The 1,058-nt window shown below is 31.9% G+C and carries 2 protein-coding genes and 1 pseudogene; all 3 read left to right on the top strand.

The genetic code is table 11. The features are described 5' to 3' along the window. Positions 1 to 93: 93 nt before the first annotated feature. Positions 94 to 651, top strand: coding sequence for a GNAT family N-acetyltransferase (locus HMPREF9075_RS11130; protein WP_009416689.1), 558 nt, complete (start codon positions 94 to 96; stop codon positions 649 to 651). 15 nt (positions 652 to 666) lie between these two features. Next, complete coding sequence (locus HMPREF9075_RS11125; protein WP_009416688.1) at positions 667 to 849, top strand: hypothetical protein; 183 nt, start codon at positions 667 to 669, stop codon at positions 847 to 849. Beyond that, positions 833 to 1,058, top strand: a pseudogene (locus HMPREF9075_RS13920) (GNAT family N-acetyltransferase); the annotation flags it as partial. The gene HMPREF9075_RS11125 and the pseudogene HMPREF9075_RS13920, both read left to right, overlap by 17 nt.

The following is a 1,058-nucleotide window of genomic DNA, read 5'->3' as shown; positions in this document are numbered from 1 at the left end:
ACTTTAAAGAGAACTTAGAGAAAAAAGGGATTACTTGGGAAGTAATTCAAGAAGATGCAAAACGTTTAAAATCAATTTTTAAAGAAAGACCTGATGTTGAAAAGAAATAGCTTAGAGGGTTTATCTTTCTTTCAACTAAAAGAAAATTACCCAATCAAACCTTTTGACTGTGGCGATGATGATTTGAATGATTTTTTGTTCAATAAAGCATTATTATACCAAAAAGAATTACTTGCTACCACTTTTATTGTTGAAAATGAGGAACGCACTTTAGGCTACTATAGTGTGCTAAATGATAGTTTGCAACTCAAAGAGGAAGATTTTCCTTCTAAAAGCAAATACAAAAAGTTCTTAAGCTATTTGATACCTCATCCTAAACGCCATTTGAAGAGTGTACCTGCTGTGAAAATAGGGCGTTTGGCTATTGACAAAACGTATAAGGGGAAGGGTTTGGGAATGGTTTTTATCCGCAACATCATACTTGATTGTGTTGAATTAAACCGAAAGATAGCGTGTAGACTTATTACTGTAGACGCTTATAAAGATGCTTTACCTTTCTACCAGAGGTTAGGTTTTGAGTTTCTAACTGAAAAAGATGAACAAGAGGATATTAGACAAATGTTCTTTGATTTGACAAATCTTGATAATTAATGACAAATAGATACTATGGCAAGAGATATTTTACCTACTCCTATTTTGGAGGGAAATGATGTGATTGAGTTCTATAACAAGTTGGCGAACTTTAAAGAGAACTTAGAGAAAAAAGGGATTACACGAGAAAGTATTCGTGAAGGGGCTGAGCGTTTTAGAGCGTTGTTTAAAAAAGAAGAAAATGAAGAGAAAAAATAATTCAAAAATTACCATTGAATTATTGAAAGAAAACCACCAAATCAAACCTTTTGACTGTGAAGATGATGATTTGAATGATTTTTTGTTCAATAAAGCATTATTATACCAAAAAGAATTACTCGCTACTACTTTTGTAATAGAAAATGAGGAGCGTACTTTAGGTTATTATAGTATACTAAATGATAGTTTGCAACTCAAAGAGGAAGATT

This window comes from Capnocytophaga sp. oral taxon 332 str. F0381 (genome assembly GCF_000318275.2).
In the GTDB taxonomy this organism is placed as follows: domain Bacteria; phylum Bacteroidota; class Bacteroidia; order Flavobacteriales; family Flavobacteriaceae; genus Capnocytophaga; species Capnocytophaga bilenii.
This window is presented reverse-complemented; position numbering and strand designations above follow the sequence as displayed.